At 45.3% G+C, this 20,052-nt stretch carries 17 protein-coding genes; 1 reads left to right on the top strand and 16 read right to left on the bottom strand.

Features of this window, described 5'->3' with window-relative positions; genetic code table 11:
- The first annotated feature begins 41 nt into the window (after positions 1-41).
- Complete coding sequence (locus tag HKT17_RS13915) at positions 42-464, top strand: hypothetical protein (protein ID WP_171100842.1); 423 nt, start codon at positions 42-44, stop codon at positions 462-464.
- Between the two features lie 217 nt (positions 465-681).
- Here HKT17_RS13915 and HKT17_RS13920 read toward each other — a convergent pair whose 3' ends face one another.
- From HKT17_RS13920 to HKT17_RS13995, 16 genes are all read right to left on the bottom strand, one after another.
- Positions 682-1,929 carry an MraY family glycosyltransferase gene (locus tag HKT17_RS13920; RefSeq protein ID WP_171100844.1) on the bottom strand — a complete coding sequence of 416 codons (1,248 nt, stop codon included), beginning with the start codon at positions 1,927-1,929 and terminating at the stop codon, positions 682-684.
- A gap of 439 nt (positions 1,930-2,368) precedes the next feature.
- Positions 2,369-5,275 (bottom strand): YjbH domain-containing protein, encoded by a 2,907-nt coding sequence (locus tag HKT17_RS13925; protein ID WP_171100846.1) that lies wholly within the window; start codon positions 5,273-5,275, stop codon positions 2,369-2,371.
- Complete coding sequence (locus tag HKT17_RS13930; RefSeq protein WP_171100848.1) at positions 5,272-5,955, bottom strand: hypothetical protein; 684 nt, start codon at positions 5,953-5,955, stop codon at positions 5,272-5,274. The genes HKT17_RS13925 and HKT17_RS13930 overlap by 4 nt, the downstream gene beginning before the upstream one ends.
- A gap of 118 nt (positions 5,956-6,073) precedes the next feature.
- Positions 6,074-6,379 carry a hypothetical protein gene (locus HKT17_RS13935; RefSeq protein WP_171100850.1) on the bottom strand — a complete coding sequence of 102 codons (306 nt, stop codon included), beginning with the start codon at positions 6,377-6,379 and terminating at the stop codon, positions 6,074-6,076.
- 124 nt (positions 6,380-6,503) lie between these two features.
- A complete protein-coding gene (locus HKT17_RS13940; protein WP_171100852.1) occupies positions 6,504-6,962 on the bottom strand; it encodes an arsenate reductase/protein-tyrosine-phosphatase family protein in 459 nt (152 codons plus the stop codon).
- Between the two features lie 14 nt (positions 6,963-6,976).
- Positions 6,977-9,280 (bottom strand): polysaccharide biosynthesis tyrosine autokinase, encoded by a 2,304-nt coding sequence (locus HKT17_RS13945; RefSeq protein ID WP_240965972.1) that lies wholly within the window; start codon positions 9,278-9,280, stop codon positions 6,977-6,979.
- A gap of 24 nt (positions 9,281-9,304) precedes the next feature.
- On the bottom strand, positions 9,305-10,441 hold the full coding sequence (locus HKT17_RS13950) for a polysaccharide biosynthesis/export family protein (RefSeq protein WP_171100856.1): 1,137 nt from the start codon (positions 10,439-10,441) through the stop codon (positions 9,305-9,307).
- Positions 10,442-10,590: 149 nt separating this feature from the next.
- Complete coding sequence (locus HKT17_RS13955; protein WP_171100858.1) at positions 10,591-11,199, bottom strand: class I SAM-dependent methyltransferase; 609 nt, start codon at positions 11,197-11,199, stop codon at positions 10,591-10,593.
- 14 nt (positions 11,200-11,213) lie between these two features.
- Positions 11,214-12,110 carry a glycosyltransferase family 2 protein gene (locus HKT17_RS13960; protein WP_171100859.1) on the bottom strand — a complete coding sequence of 299 codons (897 nt, stop codon included), beginning with the start codon at positions 12,108-12,110 and terminating at the stop codon, positions 11,214-11,216.
- Positions 12,107-12,445 carry a putative colanic acid biosynthesis acetyltransferase gene (locus HKT17_RS15560; RefSeq protein ID WP_205882441.1) on the bottom strand — a complete coding sequence of 113 codons (339 nt, stop codon included), beginning with the start codon at positions 12,443-12,445 and terminating at the stop codon, positions 12,107-12,109. The genes HKT17_RS13960 and HKT17_RS15560 overlap by 4 nt, the downstream gene beginning before the upstream one ends.
- Positions 12,446-12,644: 199 nt before the next feature.
- Positions 12,645-13,784 (bottom strand): glycosyltransferase, encoded by a 1,140-nt coding sequence (locus HKT17_RS13970; protein WP_171100863.1) that lies wholly within the window; start codon positions 13,782-13,784, stop codon positions 12,645-12,647.
- 16 nt (positions 13,785-13,800) lie between these two features.
- A complete protein-coding gene (locus tag HKT17_RS13975; RefSeq protein ID WP_171100865.1) occupies positions 13,801-14,901 on the bottom strand; it encodes an O-antigen ligase family protein in 1,101 nt (366 codons plus the stop codon).
- A 134-nt stretch (positions 14,902-15,035) separates the two neighbouring features.
- Positions 15,036-15,899, bottom strand: a complete 864-nt coding sequence (locus HKT17_RS13980) for a glycosyltransferase family 2 protein (protein ID WP_171100867.1) — start codon at positions 15,897-15,899, stop codon at positions 15,036-15,038.
- On the bottom strand, positions 15,889-16,557 hold the full coding sequence (locus HKT17_RS13985; RefSeq protein WP_171100869.1) for an acyltransferase: 669 nt from the start codon (positions 16,555-16,557) through the stop codon (positions 15,889-15,891). Before HKT17_RS13985 ends, HKT17_RS13980 begins: the two co-directional genes overlap by 11 nt.
- 771 nt (positions 16,558-17,328) lie before the next feature.
- Positions 17,329-18,486 carry a glycosyltransferase family 4 protein gene (locus HKT17_RS13990; protein WP_171100871.1) on the bottom strand — a complete coding sequence of 386 codons (1,158 nt, stop codon included), beginning with the start codon at positions 18,484-18,486 and terminating at the stop codon, positions 17,329-17,331.
- A gap of 144 nt (positions 18,487-18,630) precedes the next feature.
- Positions 18,631-19,902 (bottom strand): flippase, encoded by a 1,272-nt coding sequence (locus tag HKT17_RS13995; protein WP_171100873.1) that lies wholly within the window; start codon positions 19,900-19,902, stop codon positions 18,631-18,633.
- Positions 19,903-20,052 lie beyond the last annotated feature (150 nt).

Below are 20,052 nucleotides of genomic sequence, written 5' to 3' on the forward strand. Positions count from 1 at the left end.
CACTAGACATTTTTTAACATTTACTAATTCGGGTTATTGCCATGACTATTATTGCGATTGCAGCAGGGTTTCTTGCTGCGCTATTAATTGGCCGGCAAATATTGCAAGGTGGGCTGTTGTTAAGCAATGGTGACAAGTTTATGACGCACAATGTGCGGTTCAAAAAACTGCCCACAGGCGAACTGCATTTGAAGGCTACTGGCGGTTTGTTGACCGACAAATTTGACATCAAGCTGCACACCAGCGACATCGACCTGTTTGCCTTTGCCATTGGCCACAGGCCCATGAATAAAGGCCTGGACAGGGCTGGTTACAAGGTTTACCGCTTGGTGCATGTGCAGCGCAAAGCCAGCCCTGAATTTTTGCGCACCACGATCGGCGACTTCACCTTAAAGCCCCGCGCACAAAACAAATTTCAAAGATTCACCAGCCAGTTTGTTCAACTGGAAAAATCAGCCGCTTAATAGGCTGTTTAATTAGCAGATTCGCTTGTCATTAAAATCAAAAAGCCCTGTAAATTACAGGGCTTTTTTTCATTAACTACAGGCGCAAAAAAATTACCGTTTTGATTTATTATCAAAACAAGCTATAAATCAATCCACTCTCGCTTCGAACTTAATACTGCTTCCAGGTACACTTAATAACAAATAGATCCATGGCTTACAACTGCATTGGCAGTTTTTATTCCCACTCAGCATTCTTGGCAATGTAACGCCCCAATACCTGGTAAGAAACCACATACAACACAGCAGTTAGTACAAAGCCCATCGCTGGCGTGCCCAAAGAATCGAAATACAAGGCCATGGCCACCGACACAGCGGCGAACAACCACAAGAAAGGTGAGGCCTGGGAGTTCACGCAAATGCCCAGCGCACCGCCACTCTTGCGGGCCATAATTTGCAGGCTGCGCTGAAAGTACTGGTGAAAATGCGAACGGTCGGGCTGGCCTGGGTCGGCATTTACAAGCTTTCGGCGCAAAATGGAATACATCACTTCAATTACCGGGTAAGCCAGCACAGACAGCACCGCCCAAGCATTCACTTCGTTGTAATTGGCTTGCAAGAGTACAGCCAACACTGCCAAAGCGAAGCCCAGAAAGTACGCGCCGCCATCGCCCAGAAACAAGCGCCCCACCGGGAAATTGAATACCCAAAAACCCAGCACAGCCGCTGTAAGCAACAGCGAATACAAGGCCATGTCCATGGCTTGGTGTTGCAAACCCAACAGACCCAAGCCAAGTGCCAAAATACAAACCACGCCGCTGGCCAAGCCATTCAAACCGTCGATCAGGTTGATTGCATTGCTATAGCCGCTCATGGCAAAGGCTGTAAAGCACCAGGCCACCGGCGCAAAAGCCAACAGTTTGTCCACTGGCGCCAAGCTGACCGAGGTAATTACCGCACCCAAGGCGGCGCAGGCCAAAAAGCCACCGAGAAAGGTGGCTTGCAAACGCAACTTGACTGAAATTTTCTTGGTAATGTCTTCGGCAAAGCCAATCATGAACACTGGCAAACCGCACACCAGCAGCAGCAAGTTCACCTCAAACAAAGGGTGGTCCCGAAACCACATCCACGCCACACCAGCGGCCACCGCCAGGAAAATTGGCAAACCGCCAATTCGGGGCACAGCAACCCTGTGCAGCTTTTGTACCCCATTCAGGTCATTGTCAAGGCTAAAGCGGGCGTGCCATTGTTTGGTCAGCAGAACGGAAGCACAGGCCAACACGCTAACCCCAAACAGTCCGCCAAACAATAGAATTGGGCTTGTGCTTGAGCCGGTCAGTTTTATTTGGCCAGCAATGTGAATGGTTCCAAATAAAACCAGAGCCACAAATACAGTGAATGCGCTCCACACCCAAAGGCGTGAAGTGAACACCAAGCTGATGCGCCCATCAATGCCGGGCGCCTGTGTTTTTATCGGGGTACTCATGAAGCACCTGCCCCTGTTTATTTGGCCAATACCTTGCAAACAAGGGGAGTAAACACCCCTTATTCCCGGTATTGAAAATTTCGCAACTCAATAAACTGCAATTGTTCTGGTCAATACAAATAGCCCAATTTGCAGGAGTAAAAATATGTTGTTTAACGGCTTACTCGCTTTGAGCAAACTTCTGGGCCACAACACCAGCACCGCGCAATTGAAAATTAAATTGGCACGCTGGGTTCAACCAGCCTAAATATTAGTAGTAAAACCGCCCACACAGCACCCCATGAATAGGGGGTAGCGCCACAAATTATTGCACTAGCGTACTTCTAAATCCATTGCAAAACAAAGGCTTTAGAGGAAACACTCCAGAAATATATTGCATTGCACAAACAGACTAGTCTGTTTGCACTAAGTGCATGCACCAAGCCGGCCTGTACAAGGCTTACTGCGCTGCCGGGTTTCGGTAGGTCAACAACCTTGGGTCGCGGGCATTGGTGAAGTCGTAAAGCTCTACGCTGCGGCTCAGCTTTGCACCACCGTCTCGCGTTAGCGGGTTGAACACCAGGTTGGCCGTGCCAGCAACGCTTTGCGTGAAAAAAGCATCAAACGGCAAGGTGACATACACCCCCTTGTCAAAACTTCCTTCACCAAACTGTTCAGCACTTACGTTGGTACGGGTAAAAAACGCACCCATTTTTACACCGTTGTCGAATACACGGCTAAGGTCTACGGTGGCGCCTTTGTCGCCAGCCAGGTACTGGCCCACACTGGTTTTCACCAAAATGTCTTCAAAACCAGTGTCCCAATACAGGGTGGCGTGGCCCGTGTTCACCTGGTAGTCGCGCAGGCCAAAGTCTTGCTCAAAATCGCGTTGCTTTACGCTGTTAATATCCAATCCCAAAGCCACCGTGCTGTTCATTGGCCTGTACAGCACCTCACCACCCACACCAGCAAACATGTCTTCCAGCAAGCCGCCATACGCGGTGTAAAACACATCGCTTCCCAGCTTGCCGTAATGGGTTAACTGCAGGTTTGGAATGGTGAAATCGGATGTGGTGGCGTATTCGCGCTGGAAAGTGCGTACCCGTGGCAAGTTACTGGGCGCGGTAAACGTAAACTTGTCGAAGTTGTCCAACAGCGCCGCGCGCACGCGGCCACTGGCCACCGTGCTTTCGGTGAGCTCGTAACTGACATTGCCCAAGGCTGAAAGCTGGTAAAGAATAAAACCATCGGGCCCACCCAAAATTTGGCGATAACCTGCGCTTACGCTGGTTTTCCAGGGATTTTGTGGGTTGTCAAACAAAGTTTGGTAGGGGTACTTAATGCGCTCACGCTGCTTGGTGGCGGGCATGTCCCGCCAAGCATTGGGCAACAAGGTGGTGCGCTGGCGCACCCACAGGTTGCGATCAACAATGTGCTGGCTAATTTTCTGGCCCTTGGCCTGGTACTCGTAATTGAACCAGGCGTACTCAGCGGGCGCATGCTTGTGCAACACAGCGGTTGCGCGGTCTACGGTGTATTGCCAATAACCTGCGTCGGCTTCATCAATAATCAGCTTCAGTTCGCCTTCGTCACCCTGCACTTTGGTGGCTACCCAGCCCGTTTGCTGCTTCAATTCTTCCAGCACTGCAGGCCAGCTTACTGGCCCGGTGGGCGGTGCTTCATTCACTTTGGGGCTGGGCGGGTCGCTTAGCTTGGGTGTGCCAAAAGTATCAAGCCTTTCATGAAAGCTAAGGGCTACCATTACTTCAGTGCCGCGCTCGTAACCCAAGGTAAAGTCCATGTAATCGTTTACACGGTGCAGCAGGCCCACGTTCACATTGGTACTTTGTTCCAGGTTGTTACCAAAGGGTTCGCTTTGGTAATCGTTGCCTTCTACTTCCAGCTTCAGTACCCAGTCTTCCCAAGGCAATTGAACTTGTGCGCCACCGAACAAGGCGGCGGGGCCTTTGAAAAATGTGTTGGTATCTACAGTACCGCCGAGGCCAACTGTGGAACCGGGGCGGTTCTCGAAAGAATCACCGATCACTTTAAAGGGGTTGCTAATGCCACCACCTGCGCCCAGGCTACCCCAACCCACGCCCAAACTAAAATCAACCGCGCCCACGCGCTTGCTGCCCACCACATATTCACCGCTGAACAAACCCGTACCAGCTACGTCGCGAAAGCCAACAGACAATTCAGGCAAGTGAGCACTTTCCTGCAATAAGCGAAACTTCACGTCGAAGTTTTTGTCTTTAAAGCTTTGATCCAGATTGGTGGTTGAAACGCCAAAACGCCGGTTGGTCAGGTTGTTGTATCGAAAGCCCGCCTCCATCCAATCGAAGGGTTGCAGCATAAAGCTGTAACGGCTGTAAGGGCTGGTGCGGCTGAAGGTGGCGCTGTAGCTGCCCGCCTGGCGCATGCGTGCTGTGGGGGTTTGCAAAAGGCCCACAACACCCCAATCGCTGCTGCTGAGGTACCAAGGCTCGCTGGTTTCAAGTGGCTTGGGTTCGGCTTCATCAAATTCGGGCAGTAAAGTTTTTTGTTCGATCGCGACAATACTGTGGGCTTGTGGTGCTTGAACAGCCTGCACAAACTCGCCTTGCGTGGCCAAAAAACCGGCAATGGCTTCGTGCTGTTTTTGCTCGCCTTCCACTTTGCGGCTGGGTGCCCACAACCAACTGCCGGGTGCAAAGCTGCCCTGGGCTTGCTCATTCCAGCCATTCACGGCCAGTTGTTCTACCTTGCCATTGGGGTTGGCGACCCAAGCCCAATCCATGGACATTTCAATGCCTAACCAGCTTTTCCAGGCACTTTGCTTGCCAATACACGCTTCAATGTAGGCTTTGGCAGAAGCGGCGGCCTGGTGTGGCACCACACAGGTGCCAAGGTCGCTAAGTACCGTTACTGTATTGGTGGCCTGTGGCAACACCACGGTGTAGGTGCTATTCAGTACCGGGTCAAATTCAGGGCGTGCTTGCAGATAGTTGGCATCGGTGCTTTCAAGCTTTAAACGCCCATTCACCGGCATGGCGCCCACACCTTGCAACACCTGCTGAAGTGCAGCGTTGTTGCGGTTGTTCAAACGCAAATTTTGAATGGCCCTGTCACGGGCCATTTGCTGCTCAATGGCATCGGCACTGCTTGGGGCCAGCACCAGCAAACTGCTCAAGCGGTATTGCTGGGCATGCAATCCCGGCAACCAGCCTTGGCGTACCAACAACGCAGACAAACGTTCTGTACCCTGCGGTTTGGCTTGCAAGGCTTCAATATTGGGGCTTGCTGCAACTGCAATGGCGGGCATAAAAGCCACGCTGACCAGCGATGCTACTACGGTCAACACAAAGGGAATTCGATTAGGCTTCATTGGCGGTGCCATTCCAGGCAATAAGTGGGGGCCAGGCATTGCTTGCCATACACGGCGGGGGGTAGTTCGCTTGCATTAATACCTTCCGGTAAGGCTTGCGCAAAACCATATATGGCTGGTGGCAAGCCTTCCAGAGCAGCGGGTAGGGCTTTTGAACCAACGATTGTTTCGCTGTACCAGTAAAGTCCTTTTGTCGCGCTGGCCATTTTGGCCAAATTACTTTTGGGTGGTTCAGTGGGCTGCAATTGCAGGGTGGCCTGTACGTTGAACAAGCCAAGTTCAGGCACATCAAACCTAGCATTGGTTTGCGGCGCCTGTGCGCCCTGCGTGTATTGAACATTGGCCAGGTTTACATTCAAGCCAGTGGTGTCTAAAAGCCGGTTGCCTTGCAAACGCACCACTTCGCCCTTGGCGGCGTACCACACCTGCAAGTTGGGGTATTGGTAACCCAACACGGTTAGCGAAGCTGCACCTGGCACTTCAACCTGCATGTATTGGTAAGCGGGGTTGCGGGGCACCGCCTCAAAGTTGCGGTTGGGGCCTTGGTAGGCTGCCTGCAAGCTGTTAATGGCAGCTTGGTTCAGGCCCGTGCAGGCGGGCAATGCCAACAACGTAGCAGCACAAAAGGCAAGCAGCGAATATTGCCGCAGGCCTGGCTGGTACTTAAGCCAATTCCGCATGTGGGTTTAATCCAGAAAAATAAAACTTTTAAGGCAAATAAGTTTGCACACGTTGTGCATAGGGCACGAATAAAAAAGCCCCTTTCAAGAAGGGGCTTTTACAAACAAAAAACCCAAATTACTGGGTTGTGCCTGTTGTTCCTGTGGTGTTGTTGTCGTCGTTAGAAACGGCAATTACTGTACCCAAGGCAGCGGCTACGCCAACGGCACCCGCCACGCCCAAACCACCAGCGGCTGCACCAGCACCTGCTGCGCCAGCACCGGCACTTGCGCCAGCGCCTGCACCAGCAGAACCACTTGCACCACCAGCACCTACGCCTTGGCCGCCAGCGGCGCCGCCAGAAGCTTCAACACCGGTTGGTGACTGGGCAATTGCTGCGCCAGACAAAGTAACCATGGCCAACATTGCCAAGAATTTTTTCATGATAAATACCCCCAAAGAATTTAACTTCACTTAACTTTATAACAAAAAACAGCAACTACGCCAGTTTTTTTCCATTACATTTTAAATAAACGCCCGTGAAAACAAAGGGGTTTACAAAAAACCACTACAGCAATGCCCTTAACTTGGGCAACCACAAATCAATCTCGCCTTCCAATACTTTCAAACAGGCATCAAATTCAGCCGGGCCTTGCCCAATCGGGTCTGCTACCTCACTTTGGCCATTCCAGTGCCCCATTAACCACACCTTGCCTGAATAGGCTGGGAAGTTTTGCACAATCCACTGCTTGTGCCGGTTTTCCATCACCAACATTAGCTGGGCAGCATTGGCCTGTGGCATCAACAATTGCTCGGCCCGTTTTTCTTCGCCAATTGAATAGCCAGCACGCTCCAAGGCGCCCAATGCTTGTTTGTCGGGCCGCTTGCCAGTTAAGGCCTGCACACCACAGCTGTTCACATTTATTTTTATACCTGCGGCATCAGCCTTGGCTTGCAATATGGCTTGGCCCATGGGGCTGCGGCAAATATTGGCAGTGCAAATTACGGTTACCAGTGGCGTGCTCATGCTGTTTTATCCTGTCAGGCCTTTTTACCGTGCACAGGGTCACCATAAGTGCCATAGGCATTCTTGTACCCATACCCGTAGCCATAACCGTAGTAGTAGCCAGACCTGTTTGCGATAAAGCCGTTGAAAATAAGGCCATTCACACGCACGCCAGCCTGCGCCAGGCGTTTTTGCGAATCGCTTACCTGGCGAACATTGCTCGCACCGTAGCGCGCCACAATGAATGTGGCGGAACAGTGCTGGCCCATTACAGAAGCATCGCTAACCAACAACACCGGTGGGCTGTCGATAATTACATAGTCGTATTCCACATCGGCTTTTTCAAGCAGGGCAATAAAGTTGGGGTGCAGCAGCAATTCGCTGGGGTTGGGTGGCACTGAACCAGACACCAACACATGCAAACCTTCCAGCTCGGTTTTAATCAGAGCTTTGTCAAAAGCCACTGTGCCCGCAACCACATCGCTTAAGCCGGGGTGTTTTGCGTCGCCCCGTTCTTCTTGAATGAAGTAGCGGCTGAGAGTGCCCTTGCGCATGTCGCCATCAATCAACAACACCCGCTTGCCAGCCTGGGCCATAATGGCCGCGAAGTTTGCAGAGACGAACGACTTGCCAATTTCAGGCACTGGGCCAGTAATTAGTACCCGCTTGTTGGGCGAATCGATGGTGGCAAACTGCAAGCCTGTGCGGAAGCTTCGCAGGGCTTCAATGGAAGGGTCGTTGGGCGCAGAAACCGCAAGTAACCCAACTTTGTCGGTACGGCGGCGCAAGCCTTTTTCAGCAGTGGTTTGTTGCTGGCTAAGCGGCACAATCGAGTACACCGACAAACCTGTGGCTTGTTCTAATTTGGAGGGGTCACGTACTGCACTGCGCAGCATGGCCAAGGCTTGGGCGGCCAATACGCCCAAGAAAATACCCGCTAAAATAGCCAAGGCAAGTACCTGGCCTTTCTTGGGTTTGAAGGGGCGCTTGGGTTGCTGGGCGTAATCTACAATTGCCACATTGCCCACCGTGCCCGCTTTGGCTACTTTCAATTGCTGCGCACCGTTTAGCAGTGAAGTGTACAAAGCCTGGTTCACCTCTACATCGCGCCGCAGGCGCAAATACTCTTGTTGCACTTCCGGCAAGGCCTGGGCCTGGCTGGCCACACCGCCGCGCACACTGCGCAGCTGTACAAGCTGATCATCAATGGCCTGTATTAAAGGGTGGCCAGGTTGAAAGCGCTGTAGCAGCTTTTCGCGCTCAAGCCCTAATTCAACACGCTTGGTTTCAAGCTCAACGTCTTGCCCTAAAATTCGCTGTGTATCCAGCGTAGGGTCAATGGTGCCTTTGCTTTGAACAAATACGTTCAGCGCGTCCTCAGCCTTTCGCAGTTGTTCTTTAATGCTGGGTAATTGTTCATCCAGAAAAACCAACTGCTGCTCGGCTTCCTGGCCTTTGCGTTCTACGTTTTGGCGCAAATAAGCATTGGCCAATTCATTCAAAAACTGCACGGCAAAGGCAGGGTTCGGGCTTTCATAACTTACCCGAATCATGCTGCTGTTGCGGCCCACCTCACCCGCGCTTAGTGGCCCAACCAAACCATTGTGCAAGCTTAATGGGTGCCGGCGCACCACATTGGCTTGCATGCCCGGGTTGGCTTCGAATTGAGAAATGGTAATGCTGCCACTGCCATATCCAATTTTAAAAGTAAGGGGTTGGCCTACCGTGCCTTGGCCCAGTAGCTCTTCAAAAGGGCTGTAAAAGCTGAAGGTATTTCCCTCGCCTTTTACGGCCACAAAAGGCTGGTCTGTGAACTCGGTGGGTACACTAAACTGGGCCAGCTTGATTTGTTCACCACCCCATGCGTATTCATTCAAACCCATGAATGGTTGAGCCAAGCCCAAAGCGGCTTCATGTTGGTTGGCCAGCCACTGGCCGAATACCGGAAAATACTGTGGAGTAATCGACTGCGCCAAACCCAATGTTTGGGCCACACTTTCTACCACCGTGCGGCTTTTTATAATTTCAAGTTCGCCTGTTACATTGCTGCCACCAGCGGCAAGCACGCCGCTTACGTCTTCCAGCGCTGCCAAACCACCGGTTTGCTTGGTTTCCACTTGCAACAACACGTCTGCAGAATAAATAGGCGTGGCCACAGTTGCGTAAAGTAGGCCAATTGCGGTGGCCACTGCAACTATGGCTGCGGCCACCCATTTGAAATCGAGAAGGTTGTACCACAGGTCGAGCAGGTTGATTTCAGCACTTTCGCTGGTTTGCTCCATGGGCTGGCCCAAGCCAAGGGCTTGGGGTTGGGTGCTGCGTTCGTAAGGCATATTCATTTGGTTCACGCTATATTTCTCTGTTTATTCGCCTTCCAGCACTCGGATATTGGACCGCACGGCAGGTAAAACTTGCAAGCTAGGCAATATAGTACCCAACAAACGATTGATACGAACCAACCTTACAGGGTCTACGTACACTACGTCTCGCGGCTGCATTTCAAACTGGTCGGCGTACAGCACGCTAGTGGGGCTGGTTGAATCCAAATGGTATATGTTCAGCTTGGGTTGGCTTGCGGCATCAACTACGGCCTGGCGTATAACATACACCTGCTGCGCGTTTGCGGTGTTTTGGTTTATGCCACCAATGTCGCTTAACACTTCAGCCAAGGTTAATTTGCCCACCGGCATGATGAAGGACGATGGCTGCACAACCTCACCCATCAAAAATACCTTGCGCAAACGCCTGTCTGGAATATTCAATACATCGCCGTTTTTAAGCAATATGTTTTGCGACAAATCGCCTTGATACAGCAAGCGATAAGCATCCAATACAACAGTTTGATTGTTGCGCTGAAGGGTTACGTTGCTCAGGTCAGCTTCCTTGCTTAGGCCTCCAGCCTGCGCGATTGCATCACTTAGACGCGTTGGTACATCGGTAATCGGGAAAAAGCCTGGCTGGCTTACCTCTCCGCTTACATAAATTTTTTGCGAGCGAAACCCGTTGGGTTGAATGTATACATCAACCTGCGGGCTGCGAATAAATTTTTCGAGGTTACGGGTCATCTCGACTCGTATTTCATCGGTAGTGCGCCCGGCTGCTTTTACTTTGTTCAAAAAGGGAAAGTAAAAAGTACCGTCGGGCAACACCACCTGCCCTTGCAATTGCCCAGTGGTGTTGCCTGCGGGGTTGGTCAGCTCGGGGTGATCCCATACTGTAATACGCACTAAATCGCCCACACCAATCAGGTACTGGTAAGCCCCGGCTTCAGGGGTAAATGTTGCTGGCACAAGTTCGGCTTGTGCTGAACTTCTGGAGGCCAAAGCGTTCAGGGAAACGGCATCAATCGGCGTTAAGGTGTAGTCCACACCATTGGCAGCAACCTCTTGAGAGTTGCCTTTTTCTGCATCAATGCCGAAATACTGGCCTGGATAGGCACAAGCCCCTAGAAGCGGGATGCATAGAAACGCACCAATGCTGAACTTTCTTGCAAAAAACATTTGAAATAGTCTTCCTGTCGGGAGATCAGTAAAAAGAATAAAGAGAATTTACGCTGGCTATAGCTATACTTTACCGACTAACGCACAGCCACTTGTTTTGGATGCAGCAAAAGCCAGCATTTAATGCATTTGAAGGCATATGGATGAGCTCAGGTTTTGCGCTTTAGCACCAAGACCATAGATTTGGCCAACACAGGAATACGGCCAACTCGATGCACTCGAGTTACCTCCAGCCCAACCTCCTCGAACAGTTGAGTTAAAGTTTTTACTGACCAAAACTTGATATGCCCATGATCCCAAAGTGCTGTGAAATGGGCGTCCATTTTACCAGTCAGTGACATGACTAGGTTTTTCCAGTAGCCATGGTAAGGGGTTGACACAATTGCGACTCCATCGTCTTGCATTAGACTAAGCAGCGTTTTGGCGTAATCTCGAGGAGCATAAACATGCTCAACCACCTCCAGACTGTACACCAGCGGGAATCGACCAAACCTAGCCTGCAAATCATCGTAGGCGGAACCTGTATGCAAATCTATTTCAGGGTCTTTCTGTCTAGCAAACTTAACCCCCTCGGCCGAGGGATCAACGCCGGATACTTCCCAACCCCTAGCCTTCATCGCTCTGGCAATAGAGCCATTTCCACAACCGAGGTCGAAAGCTCGGCCAGCCTCCCCCAACAAGTCTACCTCTTGAAATAATGCAGGAAGCAAGTAATCGTGAGAATCACAATGCTCACCGTCTAACCATTGATAAGCCATGCCTTAACGCTTCCTCAAATTTGTATATCCAGAATTTTGCGTATTGCAACTCGAATATCAACATTGTGTGTGCGCATATATAATTTGACTTCGTAAACTTTGCAATCGACCAAATAACGATACCAAAACCCCTGAAGGATATGAAACATGGCGCCTTCTTTGCCGTCCAGAAAGCCAAGTCGAATAACATATCTGTATAAAAAATATGCCAACGCCCTAAGACCTGAAGGCAGGCGAAAATAGATTTTCTCTTTTAGCCAACGCTTAAAGCCAGCCTGTGAACCATCGATAGCAGAAGCCACGGAATCATGCGTCATAAAAGCAAATTCTAAATTCAGTAAATCAACAGCTTCTCGGGAAGCATATTTGTTGTGCTTTTCTGTCCACCAAGTGAGTGAATTCAAATTGTCATCAATCAACTCGCCCTTTAGAACGATGGTGTCACCCTTAACCTTAATATGTTCATCCATCCAGCGGTCTTCAATCTCCCCTTGGCCCAAGCGAACCAATCGAAGCATGTATGCGGGAAAAATACCGCCGTGATTGATCTGACGTCCCATAAATGCCATGCGTCTGGGGAAGTATGCACCGTTAATATGCTCTGGGGGGTTAGATAAAAAATCTCGAACAGAGGCTCTCAACGTCTCTGTAAGATACTCATCTGCATCAAGTCTCATGATCCATTTGCAAGAGGCCGATACATTAGACACGCCAAACTTAAACTGACTGCTGTAATTAACCCACGGGTTTTTAATAAACTTAGAGTTGAAGCACTTAGCAATTTCAACGGTCGCATCGTTAGAACCGCAGTCGACAATAACAATTTCGTCTGCTAAATCTGCGATAGTGCTCAAACATCTCCCAAGGTGAATCGCCTCATTCTTAGTCAGAACTACTACGGACAAATTCACTCGTAAACACCTTTCAAAACACGTTTTTTGTAAGACTGCGCGGGATAACCTTTAGCGACCGTCCAAGGCTTGATATCTGAGAACACACTTGAGCGAGCATTGATAACTGCTCCTTCACCAATTGTTACGCCTGGGCCTATAAACACGTCCGCTGTAACCCAGGCATAATCCTCAATAACGATTGGCGCAACCATCAATTGCATGGAGGGATCGTTGTAATCATGCGTAGCGGTGCAAAGGTGACTATACTGACTCACAGTAACATTTTTCCCAAGAAAAACAGGGGCGACATTGTAACAAATTACGCCGTGACTAAGGCAAGAATGATCGTCCATGATCAAGTTCCACGGGGCCCAGATTTTTGCAGACGGATAAGGATGCGCACCTTTTCCCACCACAGCGCCGAATAACCTAAGCAACAAGCGACGCCACTTATGAAAAGGTGTGGGACTAAATCTATAAAGAAGTGTAGATATAATTATCCACAAAACTCGAGTTAGTTTATTTTTAGTATCGATTGTACTGGAAGTAAGCTTAGACATCTTGAGTAGATTTAATTATCGTATCTCGGTAGACAATCTCAAAATGAGTGGCGATTTTAGACCAAGAAAAACTGTTTTCCATCCAACGTCTACCGCGGAATCCCATTTCAAGTCTCTCAGTACTAGAAAGTTGCATCATTTCCTCCAAACCCTTTCTGAGAGGATATTCACCAACTTCAACCCATTTACCGCATTTGAACTCATTCAACCCTTCCCAGGGCGCGCCTTTCGAAGAAATCACAGGAACCGCACACGCCAAACTCTCGGCAACTGTTATGGCAAAATTATCACTCAGTGTCGGCAATACAAATATAGACGCTGAGTGATACTTATACCATTTGGCATCACCGAACACCGCACCGGAAAATACGACTCGTCGAAGTTTCATTTGCATTGCAAGGTTTTTCAATATCTGGAGCTCTCCTCCATCGTCTGGACCAATAATCTCTAGCTCCCAATCGGGAAAGCTACTTTCTAAAAAGGACCATGCAACAAGCAAATTCTTCAACCCCTTCTTCTTGTGTACTCGGCCAAGAGTGATGACCTTCTTTAGTTCTGGCTCAACATTTCTAACAAACTTTGGCACGACAACACCGTTTGGAATTTGAACTACAGGAATATCAAGTCCATACGTCATGATATCAACCGATTCTTGGTGACTTGTGGAGTGCATCATGGACGCATTAAGAAACACGTCATCTTGATAAAGATAACTAACAATCCGCTTTTTAATAGAACCATAAGACAACGCCACAGGAGCAAGCATGCCGTGAACCGAGATGATGTAAGGCCTCTTCGTGACCCTATGCCAATCGAGAACCGCCTTCGCGGGATACATCCAAGCACCGTGCAGGTGAACTAAATCTGGATTTAATTCAACGAGAGTGCGAGTCAAATTCTTAGCATAGCCAAACTGCTTTGGGCCGATTGTGCTAAAGGGGATAGTTTCTATATCACTCCATTGTGAAGACTCATTCGCCCAACAGTCATCTACTAGGCCAACTACCACTACATGGAGAGATGAACCAAGGTTCTGATGCCGTGACAACTGATAAACAACCTCGGTTACGCCAGCACCAGAAGATGTCAAGCTAGAAGAAACATGTGCAACTAAGAAACTATTTCGTTTCATACAATTTTCATTCATACTAGCTCAAATTATTATATATATATTTTCTTGATACAAACCACAAAATAATTCCCACAAAAATAATCGGCAAGCCGGTTCTATTAAAAATAATAGCTTCAAAAAATGACATCGCAAAAAAGGGAAAAACAATTATCGCGCTTTTTTTAGAGGAACGAACCAATCTAATACCAATAATAGAAATTGAAATAAGCGTAAGAAAAAATCCAACTAAGCCAGTTAACTCTAATACAGCTACATAAGAATTCTCAACGGGCGAAAATCGAAGACTAGAAAGCGAACCATAAATTGGACTTTCTAAGAATCGCATAAAGCTAGAAATCAAAACCGCAGTTCTGGTATCTTCCCCGTAAGTACCGTAGATCCAATCAACACCAAATACAATAATTATCAAAATCAATGAAGAAATGGCAAGATAAACAAACAATAACCTTAAAGCCGACCCCATAAAATTCAAGCAAAAAAACAGAATTGTGACTATCACACCCAGCAACCCAGTTCGCGAACCGGTTTCTATCAATAAAAATAATGAAATCAGCAACATTATTATAATTCTCGCATTGAATTTTACATAACAAACGTAATAAAAAGAAAGTGAAAAAATTAGGGAATAATATACAGCAGCATGATTTGCATTCGAAAACGTACCAAAATATCGATCCAAATGGTACAACTTAGGAAAATCACCCAAGAAAAAAACAAACAATAGAAATAATTTAGATACAAAAAATGCCTTGCAAAGGATTATAACAAATTGCTCAAATCCAAAACAATCCAAATACCACACCACAAAAGAAACCAACCCTACAATTACAATGGGTGTTAATAGGTATAAAAACGATTCGAGTCCTGCATTAGCCAATAATGAGTTAACGAAAACCACAAAATAAATTAGGGCAAATGGAAATACAGGAAAAACTTTTTCATATAATCTAGAAACAAAAAACAATCCACAAATGGAAGAAAGAAATAAAACAATTATTTTAATAATACTAAAAAATGCCAAACCCTCGAGAACTAAATAATTTGGAGCGATCAAATATCCATCATATGTTGAAAACGGAATAAGTAAGAGAACCAAGAAAAAGAGTCTCTCGCTCATGACAAGCGAACTTTTACTGTTAAAATAATTTGAACTCAAAGCGCGATTCCTGGCCTAAATTAGATTTTTGTCACATCACAATGTAGACAAACAACATATTCTTCATAAAATCATTAATTATCTGCCCCACAACCCTACTTTGTTCTCAAAAAGACTATTCTCGCAAGCAAATAAAAGGGCAAAAGAAAAAATAGTTTATATTTATCAAATTTCACGTTCGAGAAATGCCTAAGCTGGCTAAATGCAATACGAACCACGACATATTTGTAGAGGGGTGTTAACTTGTAGCGAAACAATATCGAAGCAATGCCTCGACGAGTACGCAAATCCCCACTTGAATCATTCGATGTAATCTGGTCTTTTCGACCATCTTGATTCCAGACTGCTACTAGAGTATCAACGAACACACCGGTTTTTAAGTACATCAAATCGATATGAAATTGGGTATCTTGAAATTTAGGCAGATTTTCATCGAAAGAAACAACGGCAAAACATTCACGACGTATTAACGTTGCATTAGTATGGATCGTATTAAACAAGATTGCGTTTATCTTCCACCCTATAAAACGATGAAATCTTACTGGAACAAACTCTTTACCAATTCTTGATCTACAAACAACAGATCCAAAAGCATAATCGAATGCTTTGTTATTCAATAGTGGAATTAATAAATATTCAATCTTGGTAGACATGTATTCATCATCGTCGTCTAAAAAACAAATATATTCCCCACTTGAAACTTTTACACCATAATTGCGTGCTGCAGCACCACCAATGGATTTTTCATTTCTTTTCACCAAAACGACAATATCTTCAGGAATCTTTATATCAACAAAGAATGGCTCAATAGATGAATCATCTATAATGACTATCTCTATGTTTCGATACGTTTGATCGAATACCGATTTTAGTGCACGAATACATAGTTCGCGTCTATTTTTTGTTGTAATAACAACACTGACCAAAGGATATAGCATCGCATTTGTTTTAATCCACATGACCAACTTCTCGCTCGAAGTACTTGACCTCACATTCATATTTTTTTAGTTTTACAGCTGGCACGCCACCATACAAACAACCCTCGTCAAGAAGACTTGAATTAACAACAGATCCAGCAGCAACTACTGACGCATTGGCTATAGAGACACCGGATAAAACAATTGACCCACTACCTATAAAACAGAAGTCACCAACAAAAATACCTTTACACTCTTGTTTCGATTTATAAATATTAATGGAATGAGTGAGTATTTGCGTTCTGTAACCAGCAATAGTTACAAATTCACCAATAATCACCTCATCAGTACAATCAATTATGTGTTGATTAGTGATAGATGAGTTCGATCCAAGAATTAAGGCCAATCTTCTCTCCTCTGTAGCATAATGCACTTTTGAACGAGGAAATCCATTTATCAAATTCAATGAGCCTATAGTTGAATATTCACCCAACTCTAGGTGCTCCAGCTTTTTAAAATAGTTAAAATTTCCGATAGAAGATTTTTTCTTCATCACTAAAACATCAGGAAAAACCCAAGACCAGCCAATTCTTGAGCTATTTTCAATCTTATATCCAAAAAACTTTATTAGAATTAAACGCTTTAGCATCCATGGCAAGAAAACAATAATTAATTTTGTCAAAAACAGTATTGTGTTCATAATTTTAATTTTTAAGTAGAATATTGATTATCAATTATTTAATTATTTTTAATAGCTCATCCTTGTGACACATAAAGAAATTTCTTATGATTGAAAACTTAACTTCCTGCTCTCGGCTGGTAAATTTTTCGGCAATTCCACCGTAAATTTATTCAGAGTCAGGTAATTCAAAGCAGAGTATAGTCGCATCAAACTACTATCCTGCGTACAATCTTCAAAGATCACTCGTGCTTCTTAGCTGCTTCGAAATAACGCCATGGATAGGCATTCATCCTCAATTTTACCTCTGAGGCTTTCATTAGAACCGTTTTATCATTGCTTGCCATGATCAATCAGTACACTTTCTAGATTTTCCTGTCCGGCCCATTCCGGGCGCTTGATAGTAACGACTGGGGGGCCGTTGTCATCCTGAGGCGTCTCGGTACGCCGCACACACCAACCAGTTTATTTAGGGCATAAATAACTCGCCTCGAACCAATTCCATCGGGCACACCGATTGCGGAATATTTCCAAACATATTCGTTCACAACGGTCAGGAACTTGATGGCTTGAGCGTCGGCACAGCCATAATGAGAAACTATAGCTCCAACAAGTGCTCTATTGATCCAATACCTTAGGTCGCTGCCCAACGCGTCGGTATCAGAGCTACAATTAGCGTCTTACGCTAAAACATAATATTTAATTGCTTAGAATTAAATATAAATTAATTTCTATTAATGAGCATAAGGAATACTTATATAACCTCATTCAGAAGGCAACTCCAGGGCATAATCACTTTAAAAATGAATCCACCAATATATCCCACCGTTTAGCAAATTTATCTGAAGTAAAAGTCTCATCAAATTTGACTTTGTTACGCTGACCCCAACGAGAATTTTTTGTTAGGGTTTGTAAGGCTTTATCAATTGCTGAGGCAAGTGCAACAGAATCTGCGTCATAACATGGAATAACATCTGGGAGGTCACTCAATTGATCTACATTTCCGCCAACCGCGGTCATCACCATTGGCTTTCCATGAAAAGCGCACTCAAGCGGAAAAAGATCATAGTAAGCAACTCTATTGGGTATGACAATCACATCCGCAGAACGTACCAACGACTCCATATTAGACTGCCAACCCAAGTCTGTTACACTTGGAAACGATTTTCGCATGGGGCCGTCCCCAGCTGTCAGAAAGCGAACATTAGGATAGTTTCCTACTATTAACGACGCAGCCTCGCAAAATAAATCGTACCCTTTATGAGAAACATACCGACCTGCAAATAACACAAAGATCTCATTTCTACTCCTTGGTCTGTAATTTAAAGCTTCATTATCCCTTTCACAATCCATGTGAACGCCTGATTTAATGTAAAAAACCCTTCGATTGCTAATAACAGTACCAAACTTACTTTTATACTCTATTGCAGCACCCTCCGATGGAAAAACTATAAAATCGGCGCTAATAAAAAACTGCTTTTCCTTGGCAAGTATCGATTTATATTTTCCCTCGGCGAAAGAAATCCCATTCAATTCTCTTAACATTTTATATTCATCCGCCGCAACTGAAGGACTATGAGGCATATACCCAATTCTCTTATTATTTTTCTTTGAATATTTAAGTAAATGTAAATCCTGAAAACCTTGGAATACCACAATATCAGCAGAGTCAATCATCAACTTTGAGGTATAAATATTTGAAGATAAATAGTTATGCAAACCTAACTTGTATACAAGCCGATCCAAAAATACTCTTAGGTTTATTTTTTTCTTAACTTCACCTGTTGATTTATTTCGCTCTAAGGATATATCACCACTAAATTTAAATTCATGCTTAATCTCTCCAGATTGCGCAGATATTTCACATCCTCGAAGCAAGTTATAAACATAGCCTGGAGGGCCACCTCCAGGCTTGATTTCCGGAACAACGAACAGAACAGTGTATTTCATCGAAATCTCAAAAAACTTTTATTTAAACGACTCACTAAACATCCAACAACTACAATAAATAATTACACTATTTATAAAAAAAAATGGTTTAAATAGTTAAATTTAATTCGCAAACTCAAGATTATCTTTACAAAAACCTACAGACTACGCCATTCTTTTGACTTTTGAGATCGAACAAAAAAACCCAATCTTCCATAAGTATGCTGCCATAGATAAAGTAACAAACAACTCCACAAGGAGCGTATTAATAGCGGCACCCTGCTCATTTCTTAAAGATATCAATGGAATAATCATAGATAGACTAAGTGCTCCCGCCACAGCAAGAATCCCATTAAATTCTTTCGTCTTATTAATTGGCAATAATATCTGAATACCAAATATATTCGATAAACTTATAATAAAAGGCAAAGGAGCGAGCAACTGCAATACTGGAACAGCAGGTCTAAAATCTTCTCCGGCGAAAGTAACAACAATAAACTCCGAGAAAATCCATAAAGAAAAACTGCTAGACGCAGAGATTGCTAATATTAATTTAGAAGAACGCAACAAAAGCTGTTTTGCTTTTAACGTATCATCATTAAAAAGACTACTCATACGAGGAAATAACGACTGAGAAATTGGCGCAAGCAACGACTGCGCCAATTGCCGAAATCGATCAGCGAGAATATAGTATCCAGCTGATGCTTGACCGGCGACCACACCTAAAACAACAGGTGTTAACGTGGTGTATAAAGTTATCCACACTGATGATGCAAATACTGTAGCACCTTCTTTGATTTCAATAAAAATTTCCTTAAAGGTTGGATATCGCCAATTGATATCTAAATTATGGAATATCCACCAAATCGTAGCGACACCGCTTGTGAGGCTTGTAAAAGCTCCAATCGCTATCATTAAATACGCATCACTAGAACTCTTAACGAAGATAAATATGAGTGGTAACGATAAAACCCTGGAACAAATTTGTATTATTGCAGATTGCTTGATACACTCCATCCCATTTAGAAACCACACAGGAAGCATTATATTTCCGACAATAATTCCTATGCCAAGCAAATAAAAATTTTTATAACTCTCGAAAAACGGAATAAATACAATCAACAAAATTAAAACAATAACCACCACAAAACCTAAGATCAATTGAGCTGCCCAAGCCGCAATAAATATTCTTGAACGATAGTTTTTATCCGTTCGATGAGCAGCAATTTTACGGGTACCACTCATTCCAAATCCCCAATTAGTAACCAAATTAAAGTAACCAATGATGATTTGAACCAATCCTACAGTTCCCCAAGCGTCAACACCTATAGTTCTAGTTACATAGGGGAGAGTTAGAAGTGGAATTAAATAACCAAGAAATTGTACTGAGCCAAGTGCCAGTACATTTGTGCGTAGCCGAGGTAAAGATTTCACCATTATTAACTTATCTTAGTTAGCATCAGGATTAACTTCATTTTTAAACAACTCTTTTCCTTTTATTAGACTAAAATATTTCCAGAATTCGCTCTGTAAATACAATAATTTAAGGCTCAAAAAATTTTATTAACCCGCCCTATTATTTGTTAG

Source organism: Limnobacter sp. SAORIC-580 (genome assembly GCF_013004065.1).
Taxonomy (GTDB): domain Bacteria; phylum Pseudomonadota; class Gammaproteobacteria; order Burkholderiales; family Burkholderiaceae_B; genus Limnobacter; species Limnobacter profundi.

Excerpts from the sequence above, each read along its gene's own strand:
- HKT17_RS13915 (WP_171100842.1), top strand. The coding sequence starts at position 42 with ATGACTATTATTGCGATTGCAGCAGGGTTTCTTGCTGCGCTATTAATT.
- HKT17_RS13920 (WP_171100844.1), bottom strand. The coding sequence starts at position 1,929 with ATGAGTACCCCGATAAAAACACAGGCGCCCGGCATTGATGGGCGCATC.
- HKT17_RS13925 (WP_171100846.1), bottom strand. The coding sequence starts at position 5,275 with ATGAAGCCTAATCGAATTCCCTTTGTGTTGACCGTAGTAGCATCGCTG.
- HKT17_RS13930 (WP_171100848.1), bottom strand. The coding sequence starts at position 5,955 with ATGCGGAATTGGCTTAAGTACCAGCCAGGCCTGCGGCAATATTCGCTG.
- HKT17_RS13935 (WP_171100850.1), bottom strand. The coding sequence starts at position 6,379 with ATGAAAAAATTCTTGGCAATGTTGGCCATGGTTACTTTGTCTGGCGCA.
- HKT17_RS13940 (WP_171100852.1), bottom strand. The coding sequence starts at position 6,962 with ATGAGCACGCCACTGGTAACCGTAATTTGCACTGCCAATATTTGCCGC.
- HKT17_RS13945 (WP_240965972.1), bottom strand. The coding sequence starts at position 9,280 with ATGAATATGCCTTACGAACGCAGCACCCAACCCCAAGCCCTTGGCTTG.
- HKT17_RS13950 (WP_171100856.1), bottom strand. The coding sequence starts at position 10,441 with ATGTTTTTTGCAAGAAAGTTCAGCATTGGTGCGTTTCTATGCATCCCG.
- HKT17_RS13955 (WP_171100858.1), bottom strand. The coding sequence starts at position 11,199 with ATGGCTTATCAATGGTTAGACGGTGAGCATTGTGATTCTCACGATTAC.
- HKT17_RS15560 (WP_205882441.1), bottom strand. The coding sequence starts at position 12,445 with ATGGACGATCATTCTTGCCTTAGTCACGGCGTAATTTGTTACAATGTC.
- HKT17_RS13970 (WP_171100863.1), bottom strand. The coding sequence starts at position 13,784 with ATGAAACGAAATAGTTTCTTAGTTGCACATGTTTCTTCTAGCTTGACA.
- HKT17_RS13975 (WP_171100865.1), bottom strand. The coding sequence starts at position 14,901 with ATGAGCGAGAGACTCTTTTTCTTGGTTCTCTTACTTATTCCGTTTTCA.
- HKT17_RS13980 (WP_171100867.1), bottom strand. The coding sequence starts at position 15,899 with ATGTGGATTAAAACAAATGCGATGCTATATCCTTTGGTCAGTGTTGTT.
- HKT17_RS13985 (WP_171100869.1), bottom strand. The coding sequence starts at position 16,557 with ATGAACACAATACTGTTTTTGACAAAATTAATTATTGTTTTCTTGCCA.
- HKT17_RS13990 (WP_171100871.1), bottom strand. The coding sequence starts at position 18,486 with ATGAAATACACTGTTCTGTTCGTTGTTCCGGAAATCAAGCCTGGAGGT.
- HKT17_RS13995 (WP_171100873.1), bottom strand. The coding sequence starts at position 19,902 with ATGGTGAAATCTTTACCTCGGCTACGCACAAATGTACTGGCACTTGGC.